The organism is Pseudomonas sp. R3-41 (assembly GCF_054161485.1).
This window is the reverse complement of record NZ_CP096421.1, coordinates 3,503,948-3,525,697: the sequence shown is the minus strand read 5'-3', so window position 1 is coordinate 3,525,697 and position 21,750 is coordinate 3,503,948. Positions and strand designations below refer to the sequence as shown.

At 61.8% G+C, this 21,750-nt stretch carries 14 protein-coding genes; 9 read left to right on the top strand and 5 right to left on the bottom strand.

All coding sequences use genetic code 11. The features are described 5' to 3' along the window. The first annotated feature begins 1,083 nt into the window (after window positions 1-1,083). From mexE to M1D99_RS15630, 6 genes are all read left to right on the top strand, one after another. On the top strand, window positions 1,084-2,337 hold the full coding sequence (gene mexE, locus M1D99_RS15655) for a multidrug efflux RND transporter periplasmic adaptor subunit MexE (RefSeq protein WP_186709350.1): 1,254 nt from the start codon (window positions 1,084-1,086) through the stop codon (window positions 2,335-2,337). 15 nt (window positions 2,338-2,352) lie between these two features. Continuing rightward, window positions 2,353-5,532, top strand: a complete 3,180-nt coding sequence (locus tag M1D99_RS15650) for an efflux RND transporter permease subunit (protein ID WP_458130408.1) — start codon at window positions 2,353-2,355, stop codon at window positions 5,530-5,532. Next, window positions 5,529-6,953, top strand: a complete 1,425-nt coding sequence (locus M1D99_RS15645) for an efflux transporter outer membrane subunit (protein WP_434570052.1) — start codon at window positions 5,529-5,531, stop codon at window positions 6,951-6,953. The genes M1D99_RS15650 and M1D99_RS15645 overlap by 4 nt, the downstream gene beginning before the upstream one ends. A 329-nt stretch (window positions 6,954-7,282) precedes the next feature. Beyond that, the gene (locus tag M1D99_RS15640; RefSeq protein ID WP_434570050.1) at window positions 7,283-8,341 is read left to right on the top strand and encodes a tetratricopeptide repeat protein; all 1,059 of its coding nucleotides are present in this window, start codon (window positions 7,283-7,285) and stop codon (window positions 8,339-8,341) included. A gap of 335 nt (window positions 8,342-8,676) precedes the next feature. Next, window positions 8,677-10,179: an ATPase domain-containing protein gene (locus M1D99_RS15635; protein WP_458130407.1), complete on the top strand. Its 1,503-nt coding sequence runs from the start codon at window positions 8,677-8,679 to the stop codon at window positions 10,177-10,179. Further along, on the top strand, window positions 10,176-11,846 hold the full coding sequence (locus M1D99_RS15630; protein ID WP_434570046.1) for a response regulator: 1,671 nt from the start codon (window positions 10,176-10,178) through the stop codon (window positions 11,844-11,846). Before M1D99_RS15635 ends, M1D99_RS15630 begins: the two co-directional genes overlap by 4 nt. A gap of 204 nt (window positions 11,847-12,050) precedes the next feature. On the opposite strand, the gene M1D99_RS15625 is transcribed toward M1D99_RS15630, so the two are convergent. From M1D99_RS15625 to M1D99_RS15605, 5 genes are read right to left on the bottom strand one after another with little or no spacing between them, the layout of a single operon-like run. Then, window positions 12,051-12,428, bottom strand: coding sequence for a response regulator (locus M1D99_RS15625; RefSeq protein ID WP_186709363.1), 378 nt, complete (start codon window positions 12,426-12,428; stop codon window positions 12,051-12,053). Beyond that, on the bottom strand, window positions 12,421-13,701 hold the full coding sequence (locus tag M1D99_RS15620) for a hybrid sensor histidine kinase/response regulator (RefSeq protein WP_186709364.1): 1,281 nt from the start codon (window positions 13,699-13,701) through the stop codon (window positions 12,421-12,423). The genes M1D99_RS15625 and M1D99_RS15620 overlap by 8 nt, the downstream gene beginning before the upstream one ends. 5 nt (window positions 13,702-13,706) lie before the next feature. After that, window positions 13,707-14,294: a chemotaxis protein CheB gene (locus M1D99_RS15615; RefSeq protein ID WP_186709365.1), complete on the bottom strand. Its 588-nt coding sequence runs from the start codon at window positions 14,292-14,294 to the stop codon at window positions 13,707-13,709. After that, complete coding sequence (locus tag M1D99_RS15610; RefSeq protein ID WP_186709366.1) at window positions 14,291-15,106, bottom strand: CheR family methyltransferase; 816 nt, start codon at window positions 15,104-15,106, stop codon at window positions 14,291-14,293. The genes M1D99_RS15615 and M1D99_RS15610 overlap by 4 nt, the downstream gene beginning before the upstream one ends. Further along, window positions 15,106-18,588 carry a response regulator gene (locus M1D99_RS15605; RefSeq protein ID WP_458130406.1) on the bottom strand — a complete coding sequence of 1,161 codons (3,483 nt, stop codon included), beginning with the start codon at window positions 18,586-18,588 and terminating at the stop codon, window positions 15,106-15,108. Before M1D99_RS15605 ends, M1D99_RS15610 begins: the two co-directional genes overlap by 1 nt. Before the next feature lie 273 nt (window positions 18,589-18,861). Between M1D99_RS15605 and M1D99_RS15600 the strand changes: the two genes are divergently transcribed. The 3 genes from M1D99_RS15600 to M1D99_RS15590 all read left to right on the top strand — a co-directional run bounded on the left by M1D99_RS15600 (window position 18,862) and on the right by M1D99_RS15590 (window position 21,579). Then, the gene (locus M1D99_RS15600) at window positions 18,862-19,233 is read left to right on the top strand and encodes a response regulator (RefSeq protein WP_434570039.1); all 372 of its coding nucleotides are present in this window, start codon (window positions 18,862-18,864) and stop codon (window positions 19,231-19,233) included. Window positions 19,234-19,310: 77 nt separating this feature from the next. Continuing rightward, complete coding sequence (locus M1D99_RS15595; RefSeq protein ID WP_458130405.1) at window positions 19,311-20,603, top strand: glycosyltransferase; 1,293 nt, start codon at window positions 19,311-19,313, stop codon at window positions 20,601-20,603. A 70-nt stretch (window positions 20,604-20,673) separates the two neighbouring features. Continuing rightward, entirely contained in the window at window positions 20,674-21,579 is a 906-nt protein-coding gene (locus M1D99_RS15590; RefSeq protein ID WP_186709372.1) for an AraC family transcriptional regulator, read from the top strand. The last annotated feature ends 171 nt before the right edge of the window (window positions 21,580-21,750 follow it).

Below are 21,750 nucleotides of genomic sequence, written 5' to 3'. Positions count from 1 at the left end.
AGCCGTCATCGCGAGCAAGCTCGGCTCCCACAGGGGGTCTCGGGTGTTTCCAGACCTGATGCCGAGCACTCAACCCCCTGGCGAGGGAGCTTGCTCCCGCTGGGGCGCGAAGCGGCCCCAATAAGCTGCATGCGATCTGCCTGATGCCACGCGGTGTTTGGTTTTGGGGCTGCTGCGCAGCCCAGCGGGAGCAAGCTCCCTCGCCACAAAGGCAGTTTGGTTGAGGCTACAAAACCCTATGGCCCTCCCACTGGGTTCTCGAGTGACCACAAGGTTTGTGTCCACCGCCAATTTCCGTGTGGGAGCGAGCCTGCTCGCGAAAGCGGTGGGTCCGTTGGCGGTGATGTCGGCTGGACAGCCGTCATCGCGAGCAAGCTCGGCTCCCACAGGGGGACTCGGGTGTTTCCAGACCTGATGCCGAGCACTCAACCCCCTGGCGAGGGAGCTTGCTCCCGCTGGGGCGCGAAGCGGCCCCAATAAGCTGCATGCGATCTGCCTGATGCCACGCGGTGTTTGGTTTTGGGGCTGCTGCGCAGCCCAGCGGGAGCAAGCTCCCTCGCCACAAAGGCAGTTTGGTTGAGGCTACAAAACCCTATGGCCCTCCCACTGGGTTCTCGAGTGACCACAAGGTTTGTGTCCACCGCCAATTTCCGTGTGGGAGCGAGCCTGCTCGCGAAAGCGGTGGGTCCGTTGGCGGTGATGTCGGCTGGACAGCCGTCATCGCGAGCAAGCTCGGCTCCCACAGGGGGACTCGGGTGTTTCCAGACTTGATGCCGAGCACTCAACCCCGTGGCGAGGGAGCTTGCTCCCGCTGGGGCGCGAAGCGGCCCCAATAAGCTGCATGCGATCTGCCTGACGCTACGCGGTGCTTGGTTTTGGGGCTGCCGCGCAGCCCAGCGGGAGCAAGCTCCCTCGCCACGGGCCCATCGGTTCCCAAAAAATGCGGCGCATTACCCGGACTAGAGGTCTCATTGATGGCTTATATCATTCTGAATGATAGTTACCTTTGCTTCATTCGATTCGTTCCGGTGTCTTGCGCCACGCATCATCCGCCCATTCTCAATACATTGGCGGATGCTATCCATGGAACATTCACTTTCAAAACTGCGTTTTCCCCTCGCGCTGCTGGCGGTGCTGGTGATGAGCGCTTGCGGCAAGACTCCCGACACGGCAGCGTCCATGCCGCCGGCCAAAGTCAGTGTTGCCAAGGTCTTGGAGCAGCCTGTCAACGAATGGGATGAATTCACCGGTCGCCTCGAAGCGCCAGAAACCGTTGAGATCCGCCCGCGGGTTTCCGGGCAGATCGACGAAGTGGCCTTCACCGAAGGCGCGTTGGTCAAGAAGGGCGATCTGTTGTTCCAGATCGACCCACGCCCCTTCCAGGCTGAAGTCCGTCGTCTCGAAGCGCAACTGGCCCAGGCCCGCGCCACCGCCACCCGCAGCGAGAATGAAGCCCAACGTGGCGAACGCCTGCGCTTGAGCAATGCCATTTCCGCCGAGCTGGCGGATTCGCGCACCAGCGCCGCCCAGGAAGCCCGTGCCGCCGCCGCAGCCATCCAGGCGCAGTTGGACCTGGCGAAACTGAACCTGAGCTTCACCCGCGTTACCTCGCCCATCAGCGGTCGCGTCAGCCGGGCGGAAATCACCGCCGGCAACCTGGTGACCGCCGATGTCACGCCGCTGACCAGCGTCGTGTCCACCGACAAGGTCTACGCCTACTTCGACGCCGACGAGCGGGTCTTCCTCAAGTACACCCAACTCGCCCGCCAGGGCCAGCGCGGCCAGGCCACGCCGGTCTACATGGGCCTGTCCAACGAGGACGGCAACCCGCACCAGGGCCAGATGAACTTCGTCGACAACCAGGTCAACCCACAGACGGGCACCATCCGTGGCCGCGCGGTGTTCGACAACAAAGATGGCACCTACACCCCAGGCCTGTACGCCCGCTTGAAGCTGGTGGGCAGCGGCACCTACGCCGCCGTGCTGATCAACGACGAAGCCGTGGGCACCGACCTGGGCAAGAAATTCGTCTTGGTGATGGACGCCGAAAACAAGCCGGCCTACCGCGCCGTCGAGCTGGGGCCGAAGATCGAAGGCCTGCGCATCGTGCGCAGCGGCCTGAACAAGGACGACACCATCATCGTCAAGGGGCTGCAACGCGCCCGTCCGGGCGCACCGGTTACGCCTGAAACCGTGCCGATGGCCAGCGAAGAAACCATTGCCGCCCTGGCACAACAACGTAAAGCGCTCGAAGCCAGCAACCTGCCCCAAGTCGCGCCCTCCAAGGCGGCGTCAGGCTCGGCAGGCAAACTGGCCGCTGCGACCCCACGCGACTAAGGGACTGAATCCAAGATGAAATTTTCCCAGTTCTTCATTTCGCGGCCGATCTTCGCAGCAGTGCTTTCGCTGCTGATCCTGATCGCCGGCGCCATCTCGCTGTTCCAGCTACCGATCAGCGAATACCCGGAAGTCGTGCCGCCGACCGTGGTCGTACGCGCCAACTTCCCGGGCGCCAACCCCAAGGTCATCGGCGAAACCGTGGCCGCGCCCCTGGAGCAGGCCATTACCGGCGTCGAGAACATGTTGTACATGTCCTCGCAGTCCACCGCTGACGGCAAGATTACCCTGACCATCACTTTCGCCCTCGGCACCGATCTGGACAACGCCCAGGTGCAGGTGCAGAACCGCGTCACCCGGACCGAGCCCAAGCTGCCGGAAGAAGTGACCCGGATCGGCATCACGGTGGACAAGGCATCGCCCGACCTGACCATGGTCGTGCACTTGACCTCGCCGGACCAACGCTACGACATGCTCTACCTGTCCAACTACGCCCTGCTCAACATCAAGGATGAGCTGGCGCGCCTGGGCGGCGTGGGTGATGTGCAATTGTTCGGCATGGGCGACTATTCCCTGCGCGTCTGGCTGGATCCGAACAAGACCGCCTCGCGCAACCTGACCGCCACCGACGTGGTCACCGCGATCCGTGAGCAGAACCGTCAAGTGGCGGCCGGTGCCCTGGGTGCGCCGCCGGCGCCGAATGCCCAGGCCTTCCAGCTGTCGATCAACACCCAGGGGCGCCTGGTCAATGAGGAAGAGTTCGAGAACATCATCATTCGTTCCGGCGCCAACGGTGAAATCACTCGCCTGAAGGACATCGCTCGGGTCGAACTGGGCTCCAGCCAGTACGCCTTGCGTTCGCTGCTGGACAACCAACCGGCGGTGGCGATCCCGATCTTCCAGCGTCCCGGCTCTAACGCCATCCAGATCTCCAATGACGTTCGCGAGAAGATGGATGAGCTGAAGAAAGGCTTCCCGGCCGGGATGGACTACAGCATCGTCTATGACCCGACGATCTTCGTCCGCGGCTCCATCGAAGCGGTGGTCCACACCCTGTTCGAAGCCTTGATCCTCGTGGTGCTGGTGGTAATCCTGTTCCTGCAGACCTGGCGCGCCTCGATCATTCCGTTGGTGGCGGTGCCGGTTTCGCTGATCGGTACGTTCGCAGTGATGCACCTGTTCGGCTTCTCGTTGAATGCCCTGTCACTGTTCGGCCTGGTCCTGGCGATCGGTATCGTGGTGGACGACGCCATCGTGGTGGTGGAAAACGTCGAGCGAAACATCGAACTGGGCCTCACCCCCGTGGAGGCGACGAAGCGCGCCATGGGCGAAGTGACCGGCCCGATCATCGCCACCGCCCTGGTGCTGTGCGCGGTCTTCGTTCCTGCGGCGTTCATCAGTGGCTTGACCGGTCAGTTCTATAAACAGTTCGCCCTGACCATTGCCATCTCCACGGTGATCTCGGCGATCAACTCCCTGACCCTGTCCCCTGCCCTGGCTGCCGTATTGCTCAAAGGCCATGACGCGCCCAAGGACCGTTTCTCCAAGTTCCTCGACAAGCTCTTCGGCGGCTGGTTGTTCCGTCCATTCAACCGCTTCTTCGAGCGCGCCAGCCATGGCTACGTGGGCACCGTCGCGCGGGTTATCCGCAGCAGCGGCATCGCCCTGGTACTTTATGCAGGCCTGATGGTGCTGACGTTCTTCGGTTTTTCCACTACCCCGACCGGCTTCGTGCCCGGCCAGGACAAGCAATACCTGGTGGCCTTCGCTCAACTGCCGGACGCCGCGAGCCTGGATCGCACCGAAGATGTGATCAAGCGCATGTCCGACCTGGCGCTCAAGCAACCGGGCGTTGAAAGCGCCGTGGCCTTCCCGGGCCTGTCGATCAACGGTTTCACCAACAGCCCGAACGCCGGCATCGTGTTCGTGACCCTCAAGCCCTTCGATGAGCGCAAGGACCCGAGCATGTCGGCCAGCGCCATCGCCGGTGCCTTGAACGGCAAGTACTCGGAGATCCAGGAAGCCTACATGGCGATCTTCCCGCCGCCGCCGGTACAGGGCCTGGGCACGATCGGTGGTTTCCGCCTGCAGATCGAAGACCGGGGCAACCTGGGCTACGACGAGCTGTACAAAGAAACCATGAACATCATCACCAAGAGCCGCAGCGTGCCGGAACTGGCCGGGTTGTTTACCAGCTACACCGTGAACGTACCCCAGGTCGATGCCGCCATCGACCGTGAAAAAGCCAAGACCCACGGCGTGGCCGTCAGCGACATCTTCGACACCCTGCAGATTTACCTGGGTTCGCTGTATGCCAACGACTTCAACCGCTTCGGCCGTACTTACCAGGTCAACGTCCAGGCCGAGCAGCAGTTCCGTCTCGAGTCGGACCAGATCGGCCAGCTCAAGGTGCGCAACAACCGTGGCGAGATGATCCCGCTGGCGACCTTCATCAAGGTCAGCGACACCTCGGGCCCAGACCGCGTGATGCACTACAACGGCTTCATCACTGCTGAAATCAACGGTGCTGCCGCCCCGGGCTACAGCTCCGGCCAGGCCGAGAAAGCCATCGAGAAACTGCTCAAGGACGAACTGCCCAACGGCATGACGTACGAGTGGACCGACCTGACGTACCAGCAGATCCTCTCGGGCAACACCGCGCTGTTCGTGTTCCCGCTCTGCGTACTGCTGGCGTTCCTGGTGCTCGCGGCACAGTACGAAAGCTGGAGCCTGCCATTGGCGGTGATCCTGATCGTACCGATGACCCTGCTGTCGGCGATTACCGGGGTGATCCTCTCCGGTGGCGACAACAACATCTTTACCCAGATCGGTTTGATCGTACTGGTGGGGCTTGCCTGCAAGAACGCGATTCTGATCGTCGAGTTCGCCAAGGATAAACAGCTCGAAGGCATGAACCCGCTGGCGGCGGTCCTCGAAGCGTGCCGCCTGCGTCTGCGGCCGATCCTGATGACCTCCTTCGCCTTCATCATGGGCGTGGTGCCCCTGGTGTTCTCCAGCGGCGCCGGTGCGGAAATGCGCCATGCCATGGGTGTGGCGGTGTTCTCCGGGATGCTCGGCGTGACCTTCTTCGGCCTGCTGCTCACCCCCGTCTTCTATGTACTGATCCGCAACTTCGTCGAACGCAGCGAGGCCCGCAAGGCGGCCCGGGCTTTGAAACTGGAGGCGCAACAATGAGTTTGAAAGCGTTCGTGCCGAGCTTGCTGGTCCTGGCATTGAGTGCCTGTGCCGTAGGCCCTGACTACAAGGCACCGCAAACGGAGGCGGCGAATATCACCACCGCCACCGACGGCGCTGCCGGCCAGAAGAACTTCGACCGCGCCCGTTTCGAAGGCGTCTGGTGGCAGCAGTTCGACGACCCGACCCTCAACGCGTTGGTGACCCGTTCCCTGGACGGCAACCGCGAGTTGCGCGTGGCCTTCGCCCGCTTGCGGGCCGCACGGGCGATTCGCGATGACGCCAGCAATGACGCCATGCCGACCATTACCAGCCGTGCCAGCAGCGAACTGGGCAAAGGCCAGAACCCGATGGGGCAGACTGACGAGCGGGTCAACTCCGAGCGTTACGACCTGGGCCTGGACATGGCCTGGGAACTGGATTTGTTCGGGCGCATCCAGCGCAACCTGGAAGCCACCGATGCCGATCAACAGGCCATCGAAGCCGATCTCTATCAGTTGCAGGTGACGATGATCGCCGAGCTGGTGGATGCCTATGGTCAACTGCGCGGCGCACAACTGCGGGAAAAGATCGCCCTGGCCAACCTGAAGAACCAGCAGGATTCGCGCAAGATCACCGAAAGCCTGCGTGATGCCGGCGTCGGCGATCAGCTCGACGTGGTCCGTGCCGATGCGCGCCTGGCCTCGGTGGAAGCCAGCGTGCCACAGCTGCAGGCCGAGCAGGCGCGCCAACGCAATCGTATCGCCACGCTGTTGGGCGAACGCCCGGACAAACTCAGCGTCGACCTGAGCCCGAAACAGTTGCCGGCTATCGCCAAGGCCCTGCCCATCGGCGACCCGGGTGAACTGCTGCAACGGCGCCCGGACATCCTCAGTGCCGAACGCCAACTGGCCGCCGCCACGGCGCGCATCGGCGTGGCCAAGGCCGACCTGTTCCCACGGGTCAGCTTGAGCGGTTTCCTCGGTTTCACCGCCGGACGCGGTTCGCAGATCGGTTCCTCTGCCGCCAACGCCTGGGCGCTGGGCCCAAGCATTACCTGGGCCGCTTTCGACCTGGGCAGCGTGCGGGCGCGCTTGCGCGGTGCCGACGCCGAGGCGGACGGTGCCCTGGCGAACTACGAACAGCAAGTGCTGCTGGCCCTGGAAGAGTCGGAAAATGCCTTCAGTGACTATGGCAAGCGTCAGCAGCGGCTGATCTCGCTGATCCGCCAGAGCGAATCGAGCCGCGCCGCCGCCGACCTGGCAGAGATTCGCTACCGCGAAGGCACCGTGGATTTCCTCGTGCTGCTCGACGCCCAACGTGAACGCCTGGCGGCCGAAGACACCCAGGCCCAGGCCGAAGTGGACCTGTACCGCGGCATCGTCGCGATCTACAAGGCCCTGGGTGGCGGCTGGCAACCGGAAACCGTCGCCAGCAATTGACCCACCCGGCTCAACCGAGCTCCTTTGGTTGGCCGCAACCAGCCAAATTTTTGCCCCGCTTCTCATTTGGACGCGGGGCTTTTTTTTGGCTGTTACTAGTTCCGGCCCCTGGGGAGACATTGAACAAGAGGTTCACCGCTGCTCTACTGTGGGAGCGGGCTTGCTCGCGAAAGCGGTGGATCAGCTTGAAGATATGTCGAAGGTGCAGCCGCCTTCGCGAGCAAGCCCGCTCCCACAGGGTTAAATGCGCATAACTCACAAGGTTTGACTCAGGCCGCCACCTGACCGAAGCTTGCGGCATTTCACGCTTCTGGTAATGGATTCCCTGCATGCCCTCGCCTCGCCGCCGCTATCTGCTCCTCAGCCTCTGTGTCCTGTTGTTGATCGGTCTTGTCGCGGTGTGGCTGCGCAGCACCACGCCGCAGATCCCCGAGGCAATCAAGCGTGGCTACAGCGAAGCCTTGGAAAGCGCCCGCAACGGACAGCCGGGGGCGGCGCGGATGCTTTACCAGCAACTGGGACGTCCGGATCTCTCGCCCAAGCGCCGCGTGTGGCTGCACGCCGAACTGCCCAACTACCCCAGCCCCCAAGCCCTGAAACTGGCGGACGCCGACCTGCACAGCGAGTCGCCGGACGTGCGCCGGGCCGCCATTGGCAGCGTCGTCGGGCTGGTCCCGACAGGCCAACGCAGCCTGTTGCTCGGCCCGCTTCTGGACGATGACGACCCGAACGTCCGGTTCGCCGCCGTGAACGCGCTGCTGGGCCTGTCGCCAGATGATCTCGGCTTGTATTTCGGCGCGATGCAGATCGCCATCGACACTTGGGAGCAGATGCTCGAAGACGGCCCGAAAACCGCTGAGTCCCACTACCAACTCGCCCGGCTGCACCTGCACAACGCCGAATTGAAGAAAGCCCAATTGGCCCTTGAGCAGGCCTTGCGCCTGCAACCGGACAACCTGCCAGCGCTGGTCATGCAGATCGAAGTGCTGGACAAACAGGGCCAGGGCGATGCCGCCCGACAATTACTCGCCCGACAGTTGCAAACCCAGCCAGCGTCGGCTTATCTGCAACATGCGCTGGGCATGTGGCTGCTGCAACACGGCCAGAGCGAGTATGCCGTGCTCGGCCTGGCAAAAGCCGTGGAACTGGAACCCGAAAACCGGCATTACCGCTATGACCTGGCAACCACCCTGCATGCTGAACAGGAAGTGGAAGCCGCGCAGAAACAGTTGCAGGAAATCGTCCAGCGCTACCCCGCCGACCGCAAGGCCCGGGTGTTGCTGATCAACTATTGGAAGGAGACCGGCCAGTTGCAGAACGTTCAGATCCTGTTGGCGCAACTGGAACAGCTGAACCCCGATGACCCGGCCCTGCAACAGGGTTTGTAAGCGGACTAGCCGTTAAGTGGAACCTTGGGTAAACACACAATCCGTGGCGAGGGAGCTTGCTCCCGCTGGGCTGCGCAGCAGCCCCAAGACAGGGCCGCTTCGCGACCCAGCGGGAGCAAGCTCCCTCGCCACAGGATGACTGCTCGGCTTCATTTCGCTTAGCTGACTAGCATGGGTCTGTGGGCCGTCGTCGCATACCGAAAAGTTGTGGAGTACCCCGCGTTTTGTCGATGTAAGCGGAACCGCCATCACCGCCAAAGGTCAAGTGTTCAGGCAGTCGATTTCAGGCGTTACCCCGCCTGCTGCCTACTTCCCTAGTCATGAGAGGGCTATTTTTGTCTACATCTAACGAGTTGATCAGTGCAAAAGCCGCCACCGGTATCGAGGGTCTGGACGATATCCTCTCCGGTGGTTTGTCCCGCGGCCATGTGTTCCTGCTCGAAGGGGAACCGGGGACCGGTAAGACCACGGTCGCGCTGCATTTTCTGTTGGCCGGCGCCAAGGCTGGCGAGCGCTCGTTGTACATCACGCTCTCGGAAACCGAGCGTGAACTGCGTCAGGGCGCGGCCTCCCACGGCTGGACCTTGGATGAGAACATTCATATTTTCGAGCTGACCCCGCCCGAAAGCCTGCTCAATGCCGAGCACCAGCAAAGCCTGCTGTATTCCTCGGACCTGGAGCTGGGCGAAGCGACCCGGCAGATCTTCGAAGTGGTCGAACGGTTCAAGCCGACCCGTGTAGTGCTCGACAGCCTGTCGGAGATCCGCCTGCTGGCGCAAAGCTCCCTGCGCTACCGTCGCCAGATCCTGGCGATCAAGCATTATTTCGTGCGCTACGACGCCACGGTCCTGTTGCTCGACGACTTGACCACCGAATCCCTGGACAAAACCGTGCACAGCGTCGCCCACGGCGTGGTGCGCCTGGAAGAACTGACCCCCAACTATGGCGCCGAACGGCGGCGGGTCCGGGTGGTCAAGTATCGCGGGCAGAAATACCGCGGCGGTTTCCATGACTTCACCATCATGGGCGACGGCGTGCACGTGTTCCCGCGCCTGGTGGCCGCCGAACACCGCGGCCAGTACCTGCGCCAACAACTCTCCAGCGGCATCGGCGAAATGGACCTGCTGCTGGGCGGTGGTATCGAGACCGGCTCCAGCACGTTGATCCTGGGGCCAGCGGGAACTGGCAAGTCGCTGATCGCGATGATTTTCGCCGCAGCCGCCGTGCAGCGTGGCGAGAAGGCCGCGCTGTTTATCTTCGACGAAGAGTTGGGCTTGCTGTTCGAGCGCATGAAAAACATCGGCATCGACCTGCAGGCCCTGCAGGAGACCGGCAACCTGCTGATCGAACAGGTGGACGCCGCCGAGCTGTCCCCCGGCGAGTTCTCCCACCGCGTACGTCGCTGCGTCGATGAAGGAGACATCAAGACCGTGGTCATCGACAGCATCAACGGCTACCAGGCGGCGATGCCGGAAGAGAACGCCCTGGTACTGCACATGCATGAATTGCTGCTCTATCTCAACCGCAAGGGCGCGGCAACCTTCATGACCGTCGCCCAGCACGGCCTGGTCGGCGACATGCAAGCCCCGGTGGACATTACTTACCTGGCCGACACGGTGATTCTGTTGCGTTATTTCGAAGCACTGGGCAAGGTTCGCCGGGCCATTTCCATCATCAAGAAACGCACCGGCAGCCACGAGTCGACCATCCGCGAATACCGCATCAGCGGCTCGGGCATGACCATTGGCGAACCACTGGAAGCATTCCAGGGTGTCTTGCGCGGGGTCCCCACCTACATGGGCGAGAGCAACCCGCTGCTCAAGGATGAACACCGGTGACGCTGGCCGAGCCCCTGTCCGAGCGGGCGCTGATTCTCGCGCCGCTGGGACGGGACAGCCAGATTGCCCTGATGATCCTCAATGAAGCCGGTTTTGCCGGCCTCATCTGTCGCCACCTGGGTCATTTATGCGAAGAGCTGGAAAGCGGTGCCGGCCTGCTGGTGATCTCGTCGGAGGCCTTGGTCGGGCCTGACCTGGAAACGCTGTTCCTGCAAATCGAGCAGCAGCCCGCCTGGTCCGACCTGCCCATTGTCTTGCTGACCCATCACGGTGGGCCGGAACAGAACCCGGCGGCGCGGATCGGCATGCAGTTGGGCAACGTGACGTTCCTCGAGCGTCCTTTCCACCCCGTTACGCTGATCAGCCTGGTCACCACCGCGCTGCGCGGGCGTCGAAGGCAGTACGAAGCCCGCGACCGCCTGATCGATCTCAGCAACAGCGAACTGCGCCTGCAAACCACCCTCGAAACCCTCGAACAGCAGGTGGAGGAGCGTACCGCCCAGTTGCGCCACAACGAAGAAGCCCTGCGCCAGTCGCAGAAAATGGAAGCGGTTGGCCAACTGACCGGCGGCATCGCCCATGACTTCAACAACATGCTCACCGGGATCATCGGCAGCCTCGAACTGTTGCGCCGTCGCCTGGCCCGGGGCCGTACCGAGGACCTGGACAGCCTGATCGACCTGGGCGTGACCTCGGCCAACCGCGCCGCCGGCCTGACCCATCGCCTGCTGGCGTTCTCACGCCGGCAATCGCTGGACTCCAAGGCGGTCCAGATGAATACCCTGGTGCTGTCCATGGGTGAATTGTTGCAGCGCAGCCTCAACGAAAGCATTCGCCTGGACATGCAACTGGACGAACAACTCTGGGTCGCCGAAGCCGATCCCAACCAACTGGAAAGCGCCCTGCTCAACCTGGTGCTCAACGCCAGGGATGCCATGCCCAACGGCGGCAACCTGGTGGTGCAGACTCGCAATCGGCACTTGGATGCCGACTTCACCGAGGCCTACTCCAACCTCGCGCCCGGTGACTATGTGGTGCTGAGTGTGCAGGACACCGGTTGCGGCATGCCCGAAGCGGTGATCAGTCGCGCTTTCGATCCGTTCTTCACCACCAAGCCGATCGGCCAGGGCACCGGGCTGGGCCTGTCGATGATTTATGGCTTCAGCAAGCAATCCCGTGGCCATGTGACCATCGACAGCGAAGTCGACATAGGCACCACCGTGAACCTCTACCTGCCACGCTTCGTCGGTGAAGAAATCCACGAGCCCCAGGTTGCCACCCAGCACGCGCCGTATGCGCAGGATGGCGAGACCGTGCTGATCGTCGAGGACGATCCGGCGGTGCGGGTGTTGGTGAGCGCGGTATTAAGCGAATTGGGCTATGCCTTTGTGGAGGCGGCCGACGCCAACGGCGCGTTGCCGATCCTCCAGTCAAGCCAGCGCATCGACCTGCTGATCAGCGACGTTGGCCTGCCCGGCATGAATGGTCGGCAACTGGCGGAGATCGGCCGGCAGGTCCGCCCGGACCTGCGGGTGCTGTTCATCACCGGCTACGCCGAGCATGCGGCGGTGCGCGGCGGCTTCCTTGACCCGGGGATGCAGATGATCACCAAGCCGTTCACGTTTGACTTGTTGACGGCGAAGGTGCGGGAAATGATCCAGATTTGAGGTGATGAGCGCTGTTTGAGCTTGGGCATTACAACACAGTGTGGCGAGGGAGCTTGCTCCCGCTGGGCTGTGAAGCAGCCCCAATAAAGTCGACTCAATGAACCTGACACATCGAGGTGCCGGGTTTTGGGGGCGCTCCGCACCCCAGCGGGAGCAAGCTCCCTCGCCACAGGGGGGCGCCTGATCTGCCGGGATGTCTCCTGCCTACGACAACATCGACTGCATGATGCGTTGCAGTTCATCCAGGTCGAACGGCTTTTCCAGGATTGGTGCCTTGTGGGTAATCGGACTGTCCGTGTCGCGCACTTCCTGCGCGTAGCCACTGATGAAAATCACCTTCAGCTCGGGGCGCAACTTGACCGCGGGTTCGGCAATCTGCACCCCAGAGATACCGCCCGGCAGGCGGAAGTCGGTAATCATCATGTCCAGATGCGGCTTGCTCGCCAGGATCTCGAACGCCTGGGCGCCGCTTTCGGCTTGCAGCACCCGGTATCCCTCGCCCGACAGGTAGGCCGACAGCACCATCAGGATCGACGGGTCATCCTCGACGATCAATACAACATCTTGCGCATCTTCACTCATGAGAAGCCTTTGTTCGATCAATAGCTGCTGATACGACCTTGGGGTCTCTCAGAGGTTGCGTCTGTTCGGCGGTTTTGTCCAAGACAGTTTTCTGCAAGGGCAGGCAAACACGAAACAACGCCCCTTCATTGAGCCGACTGTCCACCGTGATCGTCCCGCCATGGGCCGTGACGATCTGCTCGGAAATGAACAGCCCCAGCCCGAGCCCCGAGGCGGCGGCCTTGGACGATACGCGCTCGAACTGCTGGAAGATACGTTCCTGGTTCTCCTCGCTGATGCCGATGCCGTGGTCCTGGACCTCGATGCAGGCGTGATCGGAGGTCTTGTAGACGCGCACTTCGATCGGCCCCTTGCCGCCGTAGCGCAGCGCATTGGTCAACAGGTTCGAGACCACCTGCTCAATGCGAAACTCGTCCCAAAGCCCCTCCACCGCCGGCTCGACCATGCACGTCAACGAACACTCGGCCACGGCGATCTGCGGCTGGAAGTTGCGCAGCAGGTTTTCCACCAATGCCGTCAGGTTGAAGCGGGTCGGCCGGATCGACAGCTTGCCGGTACGAATCCGCGACACATCCAGCATGTCCTCGATCAGCCGGATCAGGCTCTTGATCTGGCGCTCGTCGCGCTCGACCATCGCGCGCACCTTGTCCAGGCTGAAGGCGGCGGCATTGTCCCGGGCCAGGTGCATCTTGCGCAGTTGGGTCTCGAGGATGAGGCCATTGAGGGGCGTGCGCACCTCGTGGGCGACGATGGACATGAAATCGTCTCGCATGCGCACCGCCTGTTCCAGCTCGCCACGGGTGGCCTCGAGCTGCTGCAACAGGACCTCCTGCTCGCGACGACTCTGTTCGAGGGCCACGACTTGTTCCTTCATGGCCTTTCGTTGGCGATACAGCTCGACGAACACATTGACCTTGCTCTTGACGGCCTGGGTGTCCAGCGGCTTGTGCAGGAAGTCCACCGCGCCATTTTCATAACCGGTGAAGGCATAGTTGCGCTCACGCCCGGCGGCGCTGACGAAAATGATCGGGATGCTGCGGGTCTTTTCCGTGCCGCGCATCAGCTCGGCCAGCCCGAAACCGTTCATCTCCGGCATCTGCACATCGATGATGGCCAGGGCGAAGTCGTGTTGCAGCAGCAGGGACAGTGCTTCGTCCGCCGACAGGGCCTTGAAGACCTCGCGGTCGTCTCCCCTGATCAATGCTTCCAGGGCCAACAGATTCTCAGGCAGATCGTCGACGATCAGCAATTTGGCTTGAATATCTCTTGGCATGTGGTTCATTCCAGCCCGGCCAGCAACTGGCCGATGCCTTGCAAAGTAAGGATATGGTCGGGCTCGTGCAGGGCCAGCGCGGCTTCGGGCATGGTCGAGACCTGGGCTTCCACGGGGTCCTGGACCACCGTGATCCCGCCCAGGGCCTTGACCCTCGCCAGGCCCCGGGCGCCATCGTCGTTGGCACCGGTCAGCACCACGGCCAGCAACGTCTCGCCGTAGACATCGGCGGCCGATTCAAACAGCACGTCGATGGACGGTCGCGAATGGTGTACGGGGGCCTCCAGGCTCAACGACAGGCTGCGGTCGGCCTCGACCGACAAGTGATAACCGGGCGTGGCGACGTACAAGGTGCCCGGGGCGATGTCCTGCTTGTCCCGGGCTTCTTCTACCGGCACCGCCAGGCGATGGCCGAACACAGAGGCCAATTGGCTGTCACGCTCATCCGGCAAATGCAACACCACCAGGACGGGCACGCCAAAACCTTTGCGCAGGTGTCCAAACACCCTGAGCAATGCTTCGACACCGCCGGCCGATGCGCCGACGACAATGGCCTCGATGGCCGGCCTGGATCTGTCCTTCGTCTGGTTCATAACTTGCGATAGATCCGTTCCTGTTTGACCAACGGCTCGAATCGATGGCCGTAAGCCGAAAAATCCAATGTCTCCTTACTGCCCAACACCAGGAAACCACGGTGACAAAGGGACTCATGGAACAGTCCAAACGCACGATCTTGCAATTTTTTATTGAAATATATCAATACATTGCGGCATGAAATTAATTGAGTTTCTGAGAAAACGCTGTCAGTCGCCAGGCTGTGATCGGCAAAGGTCACGTTCTCGCACAGGGTTTTGTCGAACATCGCATAATCGTAGGCGGCGGTGTAGTAATCGGCAAATGACCGCCGTCCACCGGCGTTCTGGTAGTTCTGGGTATAGGTGCGCACGCTGTCCAGGGAGAAGATCCCCTGCTTGGCTTTTTCCAGCGAGCGCGGGTTGATGTCGGTGGCGTAGATGAACGTGCGGTCCAGCAGGCCTTCTTCGCGCAGGAGGATCGCCATGGAGTAGACCTCCTCCCCCGTGCTGCAACCGGCAATCCAGATCTTGATCGAAGGGTAGGTCCTGAGCAGCGGCACGATTTCCTCGCGGATCGCCAGGAAATGCGAGGGGTCGCGAAACATCTCGCTGACGGGGATCGTCAGCAGTTGCAGCAACTGCATGAACGCGCCCGGGTCATGCAATACGCGCTCCTGCAAGGCTGAAATGGTCTTGCATTCGAACTGGCTCAGCGCATGGTGGACCCGGCGCTTGATGGAAGCGCCGGAATAATCGCGAAAATCGTAGCTGTACTTGAGGTAGATCGCTTCGATCAACAAACGCAATTCAATGTCAGTGTCACGGTCCACTAAATTCTTTCCATATTCGGCAACCACACGCGAATCAGCGAGAACAGACGATCCAGATCGATCGGCTTGGCCAGGTAGTCGTTGGAACCCGCCGCCAGGCAGCGCTCCTGATCATCCTTCATGGCCTTGGCCGTCACGGCGATGATGGGCAGCTTGCGCCAGCGCGGGTCCTTGCGGATCAGCGCGGTGGCTTCGAAACCGTCCATTTCCGGCATCATCACATCCATCAGCACCAGGTCGATGTCGTCGAACTCATTCAGGCGATCGATCGCCTCCAAACCATTGCGGCCGATGACCACGATCGCCCCTTTCGCCTCCAGCGCGCTGGTCAGGGCAAAGATGTTGCGCACATCGTCATCCACCAACAGCACCTTGCGGCCTTCGAACACCTTGTCGCGGCTGCGGGCGGTCTTGAGCATCCGCTGCCGTTCATGGGACAACCGGGATTCGACTTTGTGCAGAAAGAGTGTCACTTCGTCCAGCAAGCGCTCTGGCGAACGGGCGCCCTTGATGATGATCGAGCGGGAATACTTGCGCAGTTCGGCTTCTTCGTCCCGGGTCAGGTTGCGCCCGGTGTAGACGATCACCGGCGGGAACGAACAGATGTCTTCGCTGGACATGCGCTTGAGCAGGTCGTTGCCGAGCATGTCCGGCAACTTGAGGTCGATGATCATGCAGTCGTAGACATTGGTCCGCAGCAGGTCCAGCGCTTGCTGAGCCAGGCCAACGGCGGTGATCTCGATGTCATCGTCGCCGATCAGGCGAGTGATGCTGTCGCGTTGCAGGTCATCATCCTCCACCAGCAGCACCCGCTTGACCTTCTGGGTCAGCTTGGCCTCCAGGCGGGCGAACACGTCCTTGAGTTCTTCGCGGGTGGTCGGCTTGACGGCATAACCGATGGCGCCCATGTGCATGGCGGCTTCGACCCGGTCTTCGACGGAAATCACGTGCACCGGGATATGCCGGGTCTGGGCCTGTTCCTTGAGCCGCTGCAGCACCGTCAGCCCGGAATGGTCCGGCAGGCGCATGTCCAGCAGGATCGCGTCGGGGGCCAGTTGCAACGCCAGGTCAAAGCCTTCGTCGGCACCGTGGGCCACCAGGCATTGGTAACCGAGTTCATGGGCCAGGTCGAACAGGATGCGGGCAAACTTTGGCTCGTCCTCGATCACCAGGATGCAGCGGGTTTCGAACGGTGCCTTGTCACGGTCGTCGGCGAATCGGGCAATCGGCGTGTCCACCTCGGCAATCAGCGGCGCGGGGGCGGCCTTGGGTGCAACGGGCGCTGGCGCGGTGGCTGTCGGGGTAAAGGTCATCGGCTCCAGCGGCGTGTCCCCGGGCTCGACGTAACGTTCCGGCAATACCAGGGTAAAGACGCTGCCCTGCCCCGGCTCGCTGGAAACCGAGATCGAGCCGCCCAGCAGCGTGGCCAGGTCCCGGGAAATCGACAAGCCCAGGCCCGTGCCGCCGTAGCGACGGTTGGTGGTGCCATCGGCCTGGCGGAACGCTTCGAAGATGCTTTGCTGCTGGTCGGCGGCGATCCCGATTCCAGAGTCGCGCACCATGAAAGCAATGCCAGAGCCCGGCTGACCGGCCACGGACAGGCTGACAGCGCCTTGCTCGGTGAACTTCACAGCGTTGGACAGCAGGTTCTTGATCACCTGCTCCAAGCGCTGGCGGTCGGTGTAGAGCATCGCCGGCGCATCAGGCTGCACGTGCACCTCGAAACCCAGGCCCTTGTCAGCCGCCAACGGCTCGAACATATCCCGCAACCCGTCCACCAGACGCTGCACGCTGGTGTTTTCCGGGCGCACTTCCAGCTTTCCGGCCTCGACCTTGGAGATGTCGAGAATGTCGTTGATCAAGTTCAGCAGGTCGTTGCCGGCGGAATAGATCGACTCGGCAAACTTGACCTGCTCCTCGCTGAGGTTTTGTTGCGGATTCTCTGCCAGCAGCTTGGACAGGATCAGCGAGCTGTTGAGGGGCGTGCGCAGCTCGTGGGACATGTTGGCCAGGAATTCGGATTTGTACTTGCTCGAACGCTGCAGCTCTTCGGCGCGCTCCTGCAATTGGATCTGGGCCAGGTTCAGCTCGCTGTTCTTCTGGTCCATGGCGTCGCGTTGCTCGGCCAATTGCTCATTGGTCTGCTCCAGCTCCTGTTGCTGGGCTTCCAGGTGGGCCTGGGATTCCTTGAGGATGCGCGACTGTTCTTCCAGCTCTTCGTTAGCGGTCTTGAGTTCTTCCTGCTGGACTTGCAGTTCCTCGTTCAACTGCTGGGTTTCGGCCAGCACTTCCTGCAAGCGTTGACGATAACGGGCGGCCTCGATGGAAGTGCCAATATTGCCGGCGATCAGCTCCAGCAGCTCGACGTCCCGCTCGGTCAACGGCCGCAGGAACCCCAGTTCGACGACACCGTTGATCCGGTCATCGTCACTTGTAGGCACCACCAACACGCTGTTGGGCAGGCCCTGTCCCAAGCCAGAGCTGACTTTCAGGTAGTCGTCCGGCACGTCGTCCAGGCGGATGAGGCGCCCCTGTTGCACGGCCTGGCCCGCGATGCCTTCACCGGCGACGATCACCTGCTGCTGTTCTTCATCCTCCCGGGACAGGCCGTAGGCGGCGACGCGCCGGAGGACACCGTTCTCTTCCCGCACATAAAGCGCCGCGACAGCGACGTCCAGGTATTTCGCGCAGAACTGCAGGATGTTGCGACCCAGCAGGTTCAGCGACAGTTGTCCCAGGACTTGCTCGGCCAGTTGCGTCTGGCCATTACGCAGCCAAGCTTGCTTCTCCAGGTGCAAAGCGCTGCGCTGCTGGACTTTCAGGCTGGCGCTGTAGCTCTCGGACAGGTTCAACAGGTCCCGGCGACCGACGTAGGCCAGCAATCCGCTGACCGCCGCGACAAACAATAGGTAAAGGGCAATGCTCCAGACCGTCGTGGTGCGCACATCCTGGTTACGCGCCGCACGCAACTGCTGCTCGGTCTCGACGACCTCTTCGAAGGACTGACGAATTTCGTCAGTCAGACGCTTACCGCGCCCGGCCTTCACCGCGCCCCGGTAATCGCCACTGCTGCGCTGCAGGTCGATCATGCCCTGGGCGTAATTGGACCACTCCGTCTGGAGTGCCTGGATCTTGTGCAGGCGGTCGACCTGGACGGGGTTGTCGGCTGTCAATTCCAGCAAAGTGTCCAGTGCCACTGCGATCCGTGGCTTCGCCACTTCGTAGGGGTCGAGGAAATGCTCGTCCCCACTCAACAGGTAGCCGCGCATGCCGGTTTCCAGGTCCACGCTCAGCTTGAGCGCTTCGTTGGCGTTATTGATCACCCTGTCGGTGTGGCCGACCCATTGGATCACCGACAGCAGGTACGTGATAAGGATGATGAAAAACACCGCGCTGAGCGCGCCCATGCCCAGCGGCAGGCTGATATTGCGGCTCAGGAGTTTGCGAAAACTTTGTTCGTCAACCGAAGACGAAGGAGTCATGGAAAAGGGCCTTGGTGGACAGTTGAAAACCGTGGAGTTTGCCCGAAAAACCGCGCTTGGATCCACATTTTCTGACGAGTCAAAGGCGCAGATCCCGCGACGGCCTGCCTTGTAGCAAGGAAGCGACTATCCTTGTCAGCTCTTGTACTATAGATCCTTTCTTGTACAACCTAGGGAACTTGTGCTGCCTCGGCATTTACTCATAAAAGAGGCTCATGAAAGAGGCCGTTTTTTTTATGCCCCCTCCCGCTCCCATCTTTTGAGAATGTATCTATGTCCACCGCCAATGCCGCCACCCAGCCCACCATCCTGGTAGTCGAAGACGACGACATCGTGCGGATGTTAATCGTCGACGTGCTGGAGGAGCTGGAATATCAGGTGCTGGAGGCGGACGGTTGCGAGCAAGCGCTGGAGTTTCTGAACGACGACCAACAGGATATCGCCCTGATGATGACCGACGTCGGCCTGCCGGTAATGGACGGACGGGAATTGGCCAAGCAGGCTCGACTCGTTCGGCCGAAACTGCCGGTGCTGTTTGCCAGCGGTTATGCCGAAAGCATCGATGTACCTGAAGGGATGTCGGTGATTGGCAAGCCCTTCTCCATCGATCAGTTGCGGGACAAGGTCAAACGCATTCTTTCTTGAGCCGGAACGCATTCTTGGTCACTATCGGCGCCCCGCGCGCCGATGGCGCCTGATCTGTACCAAGGAACTCCCCGCTCATGCATCACCCCACCGCCACCAAGGTCCTGGTTATCGGCTATGTCTGGCCCGAGCCACGCTCATCGGCTGCCAGTGGGCACGTCATGCAGATCCTCGACACCTTCCTTGGCCAAGGCTGGGACATCACCTTCAGCAGCCCGGCCGGCCCCGGCGAGCAGCGTGCCGACCTGGTTGCGCTGGGCATCCGCGAAGTGCCCATCGAACTCAATAGCAGCAGCTTCGACGAATTCATCCATACTCTTGCGCCGGACATCGTGCTGTTCGACCAGTTCATGATGGAAGAACAATTCGGCTGGCGGGTCGAGAAGCACTGCCCCGGTGCCCTGCGGGTGCTGGAGACCTCCGACCTGCAAAGCCTGCGCCACGCCCGGCATCAGCGCCTGAAGGAGCGCCTGAAGCGCGATGACGCGAGCGAGAATTTCAGCGACCTCTTCGCCCCGGCCCTGGACGAGGAATTCCAACGAATGGCCGATACCGACCTGGCCAAGCGGGAAATCGCCGCGCTGTACCGCTGCGACCTCAACCTGATGGTGTCCGAGGTTGAAATCGAACTGTTGGTGGAGCACTTCAAGCTGCCCCGCAACCTGCTGCATTGGTGCCCGTTGATGCTGGACCTGCCCAGCGACCCGCCGGTGCCATTCGCGGACCGGGCGCATTTCCTGAGCATTGGCAACTTTCGCCACGCGCCGAACTGGGACGCCGTACTCTGGATGAAAAACGCCATCTGGCCGCTGATCCGCCAACAACTGCCCGGCGCGCAACTGCACCTGTATGGCGCCTATACCCCGCCGAAGGCCGCCGCGCTGCACAACCCGGCCCAAGGCTTTCACATCATGAACTGGGCCGAAGACGCCTTGCAGGTCATGTCGGCCGCACGCATCTGCCTGGCACCATTACGTTTCGGCGCGGGTATCAAAGGCAAGCTGATCGACGCCATGCTCTGCGGCACCCCCAACGTCACCACGCCCGTGGGGGCCGAAGCCATGCACGGCGAGCTGCCCTGGCCCGGGGCGATTGCCCAGAGTGCCGAAGCCATCGCCCGCGAGGCCGTGCAGTTGTACAGCGACCCGGAGCGCTGGGCTCAGGCTCGGGACGCAGGCCTGTCGCTGTTGGCGAGCCGCTACCGGCGACAGGTCCATGGGCCAGCGCTGATCGACAGCCTCAACGCTTGCCGGGCGGACCTGGCGCAACGACGCCGGGACAATTTCACCGGCAGCATGCTGCGTCACCACCAGCACAAAAGCACCCAATACATGTCCCAGTGGATCGAAGAAAAAAACCGCAACGGTTAGACACCAGGGTGGCACCTGCCTGGCGAAGGGGGCATTATTCAGCGGCGATAATAATAAAAGCGCCAGGCCCATGACCCGAACAGCCAGAGTCACCGACCCTTCCTACGAGTTGATGGACGACCATAACGGGCTGTCCATCATCTACCGCCAGCACGGTTTCCCCTGCCCGCTGGTACGTTGGCATTTCCACAAGGAATACGAGCTGCACCTGATCGTCGCCAGTTCCGGCAAGGTGTTCATTGGCGACTACATCGGCAACTTCTACCCCCAGTCGTTGTTTCTCACCGGCCCCAACCTGCCCCACAACTGGATCAGCCAGGTGGCCGAGGACGAAGTGGTGCCCAAGCGCGACATGCTGGTGAACTTCACCGACGAGTTGTTCGAAAGCGGCCATCAGGTATTCGCCGAGCTCAAGACGGTCGCGCCGTTGCTCGAACGTGCCCAATACGGCATCGAGTTCCGTTGCAAGCGCACCATCCGCCAGGCCATGACCCTGATGCAGCGCATCGCCGACTCCCAGGGCATGAGCCGCCTGGGGCACTTTTTCATCCTGATGGAGCTGCTGGCCGCCACGGATGACTACCAACTGCTGTCCGGCACGAACGCCCCGCAAACGGCGGACGAGCACAGCATCGACCGCACCAACCGTGCGGTGGACTACATCTTTGCCCATTACGCCCGGGAACTGCCCCTGGAAGAAGTCGCCGAGCACCTGGGCATGAAACCCACCTATTTCAGCCGGGTGTTCAAACAGGCCACTGGCCGCTGCTTCATCGAATTCGTCAATCGCCTGCGCATCAGCAAATCCTGCGAACTGCTGGCCGACGGCGACAAACCGGTGACGGACGTGTGTTTTGAATCGGGCTTCAACAACATCTCCAACTTCAACCGGCGCTTCCAGCAGCTCAAGGGCATGACCCCGTCCCACTACCGGCGGCTGGCGGTGCAGCGGTTGACCGAGCAGAATCAGGGCTGACCTTTTTGCCCTGACACACCGCCTCTGTGGCGAGGGAGCTTGCTCCCGCTGGGCTGCGCAGCAGACCTAAAAAACAAGGGCCGCTACGCGCCCCAGCGGGAGCAAGCACCCTCGCCACAGGGTTCTTCGATTGCCCCTCACCCTCTTCAGTGCAAAATAGTATCAGTCAAA

Bases quoted from the DNA above. Each gene is read 5' to 3' on its own strand.
- M1D99_RS15650 (WP_458130408.1), top strand. From the start codon at position 2,353: ATGAAATTTTCCCAGTTCTTCATTTCGCGGCCGATCTTCGCAGCAGTG.
- mexE (WP_186709350.1), top strand. From the start codon at position 1,084: ATGGAACATTCACTTTCAAAACTGCGTTTTCCCCTCGCGCTGCTGGCG.
- M1D99_RS15595 (WP_458130405.1), top strand. From the start codon at position 19,311: ATGCATCACCCCACCGCCACCAAGGTCCTGGTTATCGGCTATGTCTGG.
- M1D99_RS15615 (WP_186709365.1), bottom strand. From the start codon at position 14,294: ATGAACCAGACGAAGGACAGATCCAGGCCGGCCATCGAGGCCATTGTC.
- M1D99_RS15590 (WP_186709372.1), top strand. From the start codon at position 20,674: ATGACCCGAACAGCCAGAGTCACCGACCCTTCCTACGAGTTGATGGAC.
- M1D99_RS15605 (WP_458130406.1), bottom strand. From the start codon at position 18,588: ATGACTCCTTCGTCTTCGGTTGACGAACAAAGTTTTCGCAAACTCCTG.
- M1D99_RS15640 (WP_434570050.1), top strand. From the start codon at position 7,283: ATGCCCTCGCCTCGCCGCCGCTATCTGCTCCTCAGCCTCTGTGTCCTG.
- M1D99_RS15625 (WP_186709363.1), bottom strand. From the start codon at position 12,428: ATGAGTGAAGATGCGCAAGATGTTGTATTGATCGTCGAGGATGACCCG.
- M1D99_RS15645 (WP_434570052.1), top strand. From the start codon at position 5,529: ATGAGTTTGAAAGCGTTCGTGCCGAGCTTGCTGGTCCTGGCATTGAGT.
- M1D99_RS15600 (WP_434570039.1), top strand. From the start codon at position 18,862: ATGTCCACCGCCAATGCCGCCACCCAGCCCACCATCCTGGTAGTCGAA.
- M1D99_RS15620 (WP_186709364.1), bottom strand. From the start codon at position 13,701: ATGCCAAGAGATATTCAAGCCAAATTGCTGATCGTCGACGATCTGCCT.